The 9794-nt window shown below is 46.2% G+C and carries 9 protein-coding genes; all 9 read left to right on the top strand.

Annotation, left to right across the window (positions count from 1 at the left end; translation table 11 throughout):
- Window positions 1-58: 58 nt before the first annotated feature.
- Window positions 59-550: an acetolactate synthase small subunit gene (ilvN, locus tag B7X71_RS10365; protein ID WP_015420909.1), complete on the top strand. Its 492-nt coding sequence runs from the start codon at window positions 59-61 to the stop codon at window positions 548-550.
- Between the two features lie 51 nt (window positions 551-601).
- Complete coding sequence (gene ilvC / locus B7X71_RS10360) at window positions 602-1618, top strand: ketol-acid reductoisomerase (protein ID WP_046329933.1); 1017 nt, start codon at window positions 602-604, stop codon at window positions 1616-1618.
- A 64-nt stretch (window positions 1619-1682) separates the two neighbouring features.
- The gene (locus tag B7X71_RS10355; protein ID WP_293598522.1) at window positions 1683-2330 is read left to right on the top strand and encodes a phosphatidylserine decarboxylase; all 648 of its coding nucleotides are present in this window, start codon (window positions 1683-1685) and stop codon (window positions 2328-2330) included.
- Window positions 2331-2357: 27 nt separating this feature from the next.
- Window positions 2358-3221 carry a CDP-diacylglycerol--serine O-phosphatidyltransferase gene (gene pssA / locus B7X71_RS10350; protein WP_293598521.1) on the top strand — a complete coding sequence of 288 codons (864 nt, stop codon included), beginning with the start codon at window positions 2358-2360 and terminating at the stop codon, window positions 3219-3221.
- Window positions 3222-3462: 241 nt separating this feature from the next.
- On the top strand, window positions 3463-5010 hold the full coding sequence (locus tag B7X71_RS10345; RefSeq protein ID WP_293600699.1) for a 2-isopropylmalate synthase: 1548 nt from the start codon (window positions 3463-3465) through the stop codon (window positions 5008-5010).
- Between the two features lie 214 nt (window positions 5011-5224).
- Entirely contained in the window at window positions 5225-5494 is a 270-nt protein-coding gene (rpsO, locus tag B7X71_RS10340; protein WP_015420915.1) for a 30S ribosomal protein S15, read from the top strand.
- A 271-nt stretch (window positions 5495-5765) separates the two neighbouring features.
- Window positions 5766-7946, top strand: coding sequence for a polyribonucleotide nucleotidyltransferase (gene pnp, locus B7X71_RS10335; protein WP_293600698.1), 2181 nt, complete (start codon window positions 5766-5768; stop codon window positions 7944-7946).
- Window positions 7947-7971: 25 nt separating this feature from the next.
- On the top strand, window positions 7972-8970 hold the full coding sequence (locus B7X71_RS10330; protein ID WP_293598519.1) for an NAD(P)H-quinone oxidoreductase: 999 nt from the start codon (window positions 7972-7974) through the stop codon (window positions 8968-8970).
- Between the two features lie 17 nt (window positions 8971-8987).
- Entirely contained in the window at window positions 8988-9746 is a 759-nt protein-coding gene (gene tpiA / locus B7X71_RS10325) for a triose-phosphate isomerase (RefSeq protein WP_293598518.1), read from the top strand.
- Window positions 9747-9794: the final 48 nt, after the last annotated feature.

Genomic DNA, 9794 nt, shown 5'->3' with positions numbered 1-9794 from the left:
CAATGGTTCAAGCGGGTAAGGGTATTACTGAAATGCTTTTGGGTAGCGAGGATCTCTAATGCGACATATTATTTCTGTATTGATAGAGAACGAACCAGGGGCACTATCCCGTGTGGTCGGTTTATTTTCTGCACGTGGTTACAACATTGAAACACTCAGCGTTGCTCCTACTGAAGATCCATCGCTTTCTCGTATGACGATTGTCACGATTGGTTCTGAGGATGTGATTGAGCAAATTACAAAACACTTAAATCGCTTGGTTGAGGTGGTTAAGGTATTTGACTTGACTGAAGGTCCTCACATTGAGCGTGAGCTCATGATGATTAAAGTTCGCGCGGTAGGTAAAGAGCGTGAGGAGTTAAAACGTACAACGGATATCTTCCGTGGTCGCATCATCGATGTGACTGATAAGAGTTACACCATTGAATTAACTGGTGATGGCGCCAAATTAGATGCCTTTATTGATTCGATTGATCGTGCATCGATTCTAGAAACTGTCCGTTCGGGTGGTTCTGGTATTGGGCGCGGCGAACGTATCCTCAAGGTTTAATTTTTTTAACTGATTACTGAATTAACTACATTTTCAAAACAAGGAAAGAGCATGAAAGTTTTTTACGATAAAGACGCTGATTTGTCCCTCATTAAAGGCAAAAAAGTGACCATCATTGGTTACGGTTCACAGGGCCACGCACACGCATTGAACCTCAAGGATTCAGGCTGTAACGTCACTGTTGGTTTGCGTAAGGATGGCGCTTCCTGGAGCAAAGCCGCAAATGCCGGCTTGACAGTAAAAGAAGTTGGCGAAGCCGTTAAAGATGCTGATGTAGTGATGATGCTCTTGCCGGATGAGCAAATTGCTGATGTATACAGCAAAGAAGTTCATGGCAATATTAAGCAGGGCGCTGCATTGGCATTCGCTCACGGCTTTAACGTTCACTACGGTCAAGTTCAGCCACGCGCCGACTTGGACGTGATCATGATTGCTCCAAAGGCTCCGGGTCACACTGTTCGTGGTACTTACGCTCAAGGTGGCGGTGTTCCACATTTGATCGCTGTATATCAAGATAAATCTGGCTCTGCTCGTGATGTTGCTTTGTCATATGCAACAGCAAACGGTGGTGGTCGTGCCGGCATTATTGAAACCAACTTCCGTGAAGAAACTGAAACTGACTTGTTCGGTGAGCAGGCTGTTCTTTGTGGTGGCGCAGTAGAGTTGATCAAAGCCGGTTTTGAGACTTTGGTTGAAGCTGGTTACGCTCCTGAGATGGCTTACTTCGAGTGCTTGCATGAGCTCAAGTTGATTGTTGACTTGATCTACGAAGGCGGCATCGCCAACATGAACTACTCAATCTCTAACAACGCTGAGTACGGTGAATATGTAACTGGTCCACGTGTTGTGACTGAAGATACTAAGAATGCAATGCGTCAGTGCTTGAAAGACATTCAGACTGGTGAGTATGCTAAGAGCTTCATCTTGGAAAATAAAGCAGGTGCGCCTACTTTGATTTCACGTCGCCGCTTGAATGCTGAGCATGACATCGAGGTAGTTGGTGCGAAGTTACGTGCCATGATGCCTTGGATTGCGAAGAATAAATTAGTTGATCAAACAAAGAACTAAGCTAAGAACTAAGCAAATAGCAGTTAGAAATTAATAGTAGTAACTAATAAGGCTCAGAACAAAGATGATGTATCCGCACCCCATTATTGCGAAAGAAGGTTGGCCGTATTTGGCATTGGTGGGGGCTTTTACTTTGCTAGTCCACTATCTTGGTGGCATTGCATGGTCATGGCCTTTGTGGATCATCTTTATCTTTGTTCTGCAGTTTTTCCGCGATCCGCAGCGTATTGCTGCTTTAGGTCGTGATCTGGTTTTATCTCCGGCTGATGGTCGCATCGTTGTGGTTGAAAAGGCGAACGATCCTTACGCGGGTCGTGAAGCTTTGAAGATCAGTGTATTTATGAACGTATTTAACGTTCACTCCAACCGTAGCGCAGTCAACGGCTTAGTAAAAGAGATTCAATATTTTCCAGGCAAGTTTGTGAATGCCGATTTAGACAAAGCCTCTACTGAGAATGAGCGTAACGCTGTTGTGATTGATGCCAATGGTCAAATCGTGACTCTGGTTCAGGTTGCAGGACTTATTGCTCGCCGTATTCTTTGCTATATCCATGTTGGCGATAGACTCAAAGCAGGTGAGCGTTATGGTTTTATCCGCTTTGGTTCCCGTGTCGATGTATATTTGCCATTAAGAGCTGAGCCTTTAGTCAGTGTTGGGGATAAAGTTTTTGCCACCAACACTCCATTAGCTCGTGTGCCTGGCTTGGACTAATCAAGCTGTAATAACTGGGAATATTCTGTGACTACATTTCGCCGTCGTGGCCGTATTGATCGCAGCCGCTTAGCGCGTACCCGCACTGAGCGTACTCAAGATGAGTGGGCTGAAGATCTTGGTGACGAAATTGATTTCGAAATAGAAGAGCTGCATGCGGATAAGCCGCGCCATCGCAGCAAAGGAATTTATCTCCTTCCTAATGCATTTACTACTGCAGCCTTGTTCTGCGGTTTCTTTGCCATCGTCAACGCAATGAACCACCAGTTTGAGATGGCTGCGATTGCCATCTTTGCATCTTTAGTTTTGGATGGTATGGATGGTCGCGTTGCACGCATGACCAATACCCAAAGCGCTTTCGGCGAACAATATGACTCTTTGGCTGATATGGTGTCATTTGGTGTAGCCCCAGCTTTAGTTGCTTATGAGTGGGCTCTAAAAGATTTGGGTAAGTGGGGTTGGTTAGCTGCATTTACCTATTGCGCAGGTGCGGCTTTGCGCCTTGCCCGCTTTAATGTCAATACTGGTGTGGTTGATAAGAAGTTTTTTCAGGGCCTGCCCAGTCCAGCCGCTGGTTCGTTAATGGCAGGTTTTATCTGGTTGGCTGACGACAATAAGATTCCAGTGCGAGACAGTGCGATTCCTTGGATTACTTTTTTCTTGGCGGTTTATGCTGGCTTAACCATGGTGTCTAATGCCCGTTTTTATAGCGGTAAGGCTTTGGATGTTCGCTACCGCGTTCCATTTGGTGTGATGGTTTTGATGATCCTCTCCTTTGTGTTGATCTCCTCCAACCCCCCACTTACCTTATTTGGCCTCTTTGTGGTGTATTCCATTTCGGGTTACGTCATTTGGGCATGGGAGCGGCTGAGCGGTCGCCGTTTTGGCTAAAACTGGATTTTTAGGTTATATTTAATCCATGTTGATGAATTTCTCACTTTCTAACTTGCCTAGCGGGAAACTACTTCTAGCACTAAGCCTACAGCTTGGGGCAGGTAAGGCCTGAGTTAATGAGATCAAAGTAATTCATTAGCCACGACATACCAGCCCCAGCAAATTGCTGGGGTTTTTGTTTTTAGATTGACAATGAAGTTGTAAACAAAATTAAGCAATATTGAACCGGAGAGTAGTGATGAGTGACAAAGTAATCATTTTTGATACCACCTTGCGTGATGGCGAACAGTCGCCTGGTGCCTCAATGACTAAGGACGAAAAGGTCCGTATTGCTCGCCAATTGGAGCGCCTCAAGGTTGATGTGATCGAGGCTGGATTTGCTGCTAGCTCTGAGGGCGACTTTCAAGCCATCTCTGCAGTAGCAGCTGCCGTCAAGGATTCCATCGTATGTTCACTTGCCCGTGCCAACGATAAAGACATTACTCGCGCTGCTGACGCTTTAAAGGCCGCTAATGCCAAACGGATTCATGCTTTTTTGGCAACTAGTCCATTGCATATGGCGGTGAAATTGCGCATGTCTCCAGAAGAAGTATTTGAGCAAGCTAAGCGTTCTATTCGCTTTGCCAGAAACTTGGCAGATGATATTGAGTTCTCAGCGGAAGATGGTTATCGCTCAGAAATGGATTTCTTATGCAGAGTGGTTGAGGCGGCAATTAATGAGGGTGCTAGCACTATTAATATCCCCGATACCGTAGGTTATGCGACCCCAGAGTTGTATGGCGAATTCATGAAGACCTTGCGCACCCGTGTCCCAAATTCAGATAAAGCAGTCTGGTCAGTTCATTGCCACAATGACTTGGGTATGGCCGTTGCCAACTCCTTAGCTGGTGTCAAGATTGGTGGCGCACGTCAGATTGAATGCACCATTAATGGTTTGGGTGAGCGCGCTGGCAATACGGCATTAGAAGAGATTGTCATGGCTTTGCGTACGCGTAAAGATTATTTCGATATGGTCTGCGGTATCGATGCTACTCAAATTGTTCCTGCCTCTAAGTTGGTTTCTCAGATCACGGGTTTTGTGGTTCAACCCAATAAAGCAGTTGTTGGGGCGAATGCATTTGCCCATACTTCAGGCATCCATCAAGACGGTATCCTGAAGAATCGCGATACCTATGAAATTATGCGTGCAGAAGATGTGGGCTGGTCTGCCAATAAGATTGTGTTGGGCAAGTTGTCTGGACGTAATGCATTCAAGCAACGCTTACAAGAGTTGGGTATTGCAATTGAAGCTGAAGCAGATTTGAACGAAGCATTTGTTCGCTTCAAGGCATTGGCAGATCAAAAATCAGAAATATTTGATGAGGATATTATTGCCATCATGTCTAATTCAGCTGCTGCTGAGGCAGGCGAGTTTTATAAATTTATTTCTTTGAGTCAGCATTCTGAAACAGGTGAGCGACCAAAATCTAAAGTCACCTTTCGAGTGGGCGAAAAAGAGGCAAGCTCTGAGGCTGAAGGTAATGGACCGGTTGACGCTAGCTTGAATGCGATTGAAGAGATTGTGAAGAGCGGGGCAGAGCAGTTGCTTTACTCTGTCAATGCAATTACCTCAGGCACCCAATCTCAAGGCGAGGTTACCGTCAGACTTGCTAAAGGTGGCCGTATCGTCAATGGTGTTGGAACTGATCCAGACATCATTGCTGCCTCAGCAAAAGCCTATTTATCGGCCTTGAATAAGCTCCACGACCCAAGCCAGGCCAAGTTAAATGCCCAAATGACCCCTTAATTTCAATATAAGTTATTGATTTATATAGTTTTATTCATTTAAAGCCCCTCATTGGTCCATAAACGGCCAGTTTTGGGGTGGATAGCCCCTGAATAGGTGATCTGCTACAATTCGATGGCTTTGATTTTTAAAGCTTTTTTTGTTTTATTTGATTAATAAATGCACGACACGATTTGGGTGAAAGCTCAGGTGTTCGCAAGTAAGGAGTATGAAAATGGCAGTTGCTGATATTAAAACGGCGGAAATCGTCAAAGAAAACGCGCGCAGCGCAAACGATACGGGTAGCCCTGAAGTTCAAGTTTCATTGCTAACAGCCCGCATCAATGAATTAACCCCCCATTTCAAAGCTAACGCTAAAGATCATCACAGCCGTCGTGGTTTGTTGAAGATGGTTTCACGCCGCCGCCGCCTTTTGGATTACCTCAAAGGCAAGGATTTGGGTCGCTATCGCGCATTGATCGAGAAATTAGGTCTCCGTAAGTAATTCTTATCGGTATTGCAATGCCATCTATCTTAGGGTTGTTTCTTAGCAGAATCAGTCTTAAGCAGGTGGCATGTTTTTTGAGCGCTTCAAGATTATTTGTGTAGGGGATCGTGTCATTCCAATGAGTTTCTGGGTTGAAGAATCCAGTGCCTCCCTGGAATGGCATCCCTTGTGATCTTCAAACGCTCCAGTGTTGTCGTGACACTGCTTTATCCCACGACAAGCGTGAAATCCATGTGGCTTTTGCGTGAACAATTTGGAGAAGATCAGAATGACTATGTTTAAAAAAGCAGTAAAGACGTTTCAATGGGGCAATCATCAGGTAACAATGGAAACAGGCGAGATTGCTCGTCAAGCTGGTGGTGCTGTCATTGTTAATGTTGATGACACAGTAGTAATGGGCACAGTAGTTGCCTCTAAATCAGCTAAGCCAGGCCAGTCTTTTTTCCCATTGACTGTTGATTATCTCGAGAAAACTTACGCCGCAGGAAAAATTCCTGGTGGCTTCTTCCGTCGTGAAGGTCGTCCATCAGAAGGCGAGACATTGATCTCCCGTTTGATCGATCGTCCATTGCGTCCATTGTTTCCAGAAGGCTTCTTGAACGAAGTGCAGGTAGTAGTTCATGTGTTGTCGATCAACCCAGACGTTCCAGCTGATATTCCGGCATTGATCGCTGCTTCTGCAGCTTTGGCTGTTTCGGGCATTCCATTTGCTGGCCCAGTTGGCGCGGCACGTGTTGGTTACGCTAACGGTCAATACCTTTTGAACCCAACTCGTACAGAGCAAGCTGCTAGCGAGATGGATTTAATTGTTGCTGGTACACAAGCCGCTGTATTGATGGTTGAGTCAGAAGCTAATCAGTTGTCTGAAGAAATCATGTTGGGTGCAGTTGTATACGGTCACGACCAAATGCAAACTGCCATCAATGCAATTAACGAACTAGTAACTGAAGCTGGCAAGCCAGAGTGGGATTGGACTGCTGCTCCTAAAGATGAGCCTCCTAAAGATGAGCCATTCATTGCTAAGGTCACTGCATTGGCTGAAGCGCCATTGCGCGAGGCTTATCAGATTCGTCAAAAGGGCGCTCGTTCAGACAAGCTCAAAGAAATCACTAAAACAGTGGTAGCTAAGTTACAAGAAGAGGGTGATGTTGACGCTGTTGCTGTTAACGACATCTTGTTTGAAATCGAAGCGAAGATTGTTCGTAGCCAGATTTTAAATGGCGAGCCACGTATTGATGGTCGCGATACACGCACTGTTCGTCCGATCGAAATTCGTAATGGCGTATTGCCACGCACACACGGTTCAGCATTGTTTACTCGTGGTGAGACACAGGCTCTCGTAGTAGCTACTTTAGGTACTGCACGTGATGAGCAGATCATTGATGCACTCGAAGGCGAGTACCGTGATCGCTTTATGTTCCACTACAACATGCCTCCGTTCGCTACTGGCGAAACTGGTCGTGTAGGTAGCCCTAAGCGTCGTGAAATTGGTCATGGCCGTTTGGCTAAGCGCGCATTGATTCCGGTATTGCCAAGTGCAGAAGATTTCGCATATAGCATTCGTGTAGTTTCAGAAATTACTGAGTCCAATGGTTCTTCATCCATGGCTTCCGTTTGCGGTGGCTGCTTGGCAATGATGGATGCTGGTGTTCCAGTTAAGGCGCACGTTGCCGGTGTTGCAATGGGCTTGATTTTGGACGGCAACCGTTTTGCGGTATTGACAGACATCTTGGGTGATGAAGATCACTTAGGTGATATGGATTTCAAAGTAGCCGGTACCGCTAACGGTATTACTGCTTTGCAAATGGACATTAAGGTTCAAGGTATTACTAAAGAAATTATGCAAGTTGCATTGGCTCAAGCTAAAGAAGGCCGTTTGCACATTTTGAGCAAGATGCAAGAAGCGATGGGTTCAGTTCGCACTGAATTGTCTGCACATGCTCCACGTATGGTTTCTTTCAAGATTCATCCAGACAAGATTCGTGAAGTCATCGGTAAGGGCGGCGCAACAATTCAAGCCTTGACTAAAGAAACTGGTTGCAGCATCGACATTAAAGACGACGGTACTGTAACCATTGCTTCTACTTCTGCTGAAGGCATGGCTGAAGCAAAAGCACGCATCGAAGGCATTACCGCTGAAGCTGAAGTAGGCAAGATCTACGAAGGTCCAGTAGTGAAGTTGCTCGAGTTTGGTGCTTTGGTAAACATTCTTCCAGGTAAAGATGGCCTCTTGCACATCTCAGAAATTTCTAATGAGCGTGTAAAAGAAGTTAAAGACTACTTAGCAGAAGGCCAAGTGGTTCGCGTGAAGTTGTTAGCTGCTGATGAGCGTGGTCGTTTGCGTTTATCTCTCAAAGCTGCGATGGCTGATGAAGGTGGCACGATTGCTCCTTTGACGGGTGCTGAAGCTACTGCTGAAGCCGCTCCTACATCTGGCGAATCTGCTTAAGTAAAGTCAGCGAGCGGGAGTTCATATGCGTGTAATGGAAATCAAAGAATTTGGCGCACCAGAGATGCTGGTGGCTGCCACTCGTCCTGACCCGGTGGCTCCGGCTGCTGGTACGGGTGAGATTTTGATTAAGGTGATTGCTGCTGGAATTAATCGTCCAGACGTTTTGCAACGCAAAGGCCATTACCCGGTCCCAGCAGGCGCATCTGATATTCCTGGTCTCGAGGTGGCTGGTGAGATTGTTGGCGGTGATTTAGCTCATGCTGACAATCTGTTTGGCCTCAAAGTTGGCGATAAGGTTTGTGCGCTTGTGCAGGGTGGTGGTTACGCAGAACTGTGTACGGCTCCTATTGCGCAATGCTTACCTTATCCAAAAGGGTTTACAGATCAAGAGGCAGCGTCCTTGCCTGAAACTTTTTACACCGTATGGAGCAACGTCTTCATGCGTGGCGAGTTATCTGAAGGTGAAACCTTGCTAGTGCAAGGCGGCTCTAGCGGTATTGGAGTCACTGCGATTTTGATTGCAAAAGCCTTGGGTCATAAAGTATTTGTTACTGCTGGTACCGATGAGAAGTGCGCAGCTTGCGTAGCTTTAGGTGCTGACTTGGCGATCAATTACAAGACACAAGACTTTGTAGAAGAAGTGAAAAAGGCAACTGACGGTAAGGGTGTCAATGTGGTACTCGACATGGTTACTGGTGCTTACGTACAAAAAGAAATTGATTGCTTAGCTGATGATGGCCGCATTGTGATTATTGCGATCATGGGTGGATCAAAGGCTGAAGTAAATACTGGGCAAATTTTGCGTCGTCGTCTAACCATCACTGGTTCTACATTGCGCCCACGTCCTGTGTCATTTAAGAAGCAGATTACCCAGCAGTTACATGCGCGTATTTGGCCTTTGCTAGATGCGGGTAAGTTAAAGCCAGTGATTTATAAAACATTCACCTTAGACCAAGCGGCTGATGCCCATCGTTTGATGGAGTCTTCTGAGCATGTTGGCAAGATCGTGTTGACCGTTTAAGTATTGAGCTAGATTTAATGCGTCCACTCACTGTTATCGGCAACTGGAAAATGAACGGTAGTCTTGCAAGCAATGCAGACTGGGTCAAGACCGTTTGCCGTGGTATGGAGCAGGGGATGCCAGCAGGCCGAAAGTATGCAGTTTGTGTGCCGGCGCCTTACTTAGCGCAGTGTGGTGATTTGATTCGTGATTGCTCATTAGCTTTTTTAAGCTTGGGCGCTCAAGATGCTTCGGCTTATGCTGATGGCGCGTATACCGGCGAAGTTGCTGCCTTTATGCTGAAAGAGTTAGATTGCACCTACGTGATTGTTGGTCATTCTGAGCGTCGCCAATACCATCGGGAGACTGATGAGCAGGTCGCCGAGAAGGCCCTTCAGGTGCTCGATAATGGCATGATCCCAGTGATTTGTGTCGGTGAGTCTGCTGATGAACGTAACTCTGGTCGTGAGGTTGAGATAGTGCGAGGTCAAATTTCAAAGCAGGTCGCTATTTTGCAAGACCGTTTGGCTGACTGCCTGATTGCTTATGAGCCTATTTGGGCTATCGGCACGGGTAAGGTGGCAAGCGCTCAGATGGCTCAAGATATACACCGAGCAATTCGCTTGCAATTGGCGGAATTTGATGAAGATGTAGCTTCCCACGTGGGAATTTTGTACGGCGGCAGCGTTAAACCTGATAATGCCGTTGAACTGTTTGCAATGCCGGATATTGATGGTGGATTGATTGGGGGAGCCTCATTGAACCCACAAGATTTTCTAGCTATTTGTCAGGCCTAGATTTTTTATTTGGAGATAAGCCATGGAATGGTTTAAGACTTTATTGAT

It is taken from the genome of Polynucleobacter sp. 39-46-10, assembly GCF_002282275.1.
This window is presented reverse-complemented; position numbering and strand designations above follow the sequence as displayed.

Excerpts from the sequence above, each read along its gene's own strand:
- ilvN (WP_015420909.1), top strand. The coding sequence starts at position 59 with ATGCGACATATTATTTCTGTATTGATAGAGAACGAACCAGGGGCACTA.
- ilvC (WP_046329933.1), top strand. The coding sequence starts at position 602 with ATGAAAGTTTTTTACGATAAAGACGCTGATTTGTCCCTCATTAAAGGC.
- B7X71_RS10355 (WP_293598522.1), top strand. The coding sequence starts at position 1,683 with ATGATGTATCCGCACCCCATTATTGCGAAAGAAGGTTGGCCGTATTTG.
- B7X71_RS10345 (WP_293600699.1), top strand. The coding sequence starts at position 3,463 with ATGAGTGACAAAGTAATCATTTTTGATACCACCTTGCGTGATGGCGAA.
- rpsO (WP_015420915.1), top strand. The coding sequence starts at position 5,225 with ATGGCAGTTGCTGATATTAAAACGGCGGAAATCGTCAAAGAAAACGCG.
- pnp (WP_293600698.1), top strand. The coding sequence starts at position 5,766 with ATGACTATGTTTAAAAAAGCAGTAAAGACGTTTCAATGGGGCAATCAT.
- B7X71_RS10330 (WP_293598519.1), top strand. The coding sequence starts at position 7,972 with ATGCGTGTAATGGAAATCAAAGAATTTGGCGCACCAGAGATGCTGGTG.
- tpiA (WP_293598518.1), top strand. The coding sequence starts at position 8,988 with ATGCGTCCACTCACTGTTATCGGCAACTGGAAAATGAACGGTAGTCTT.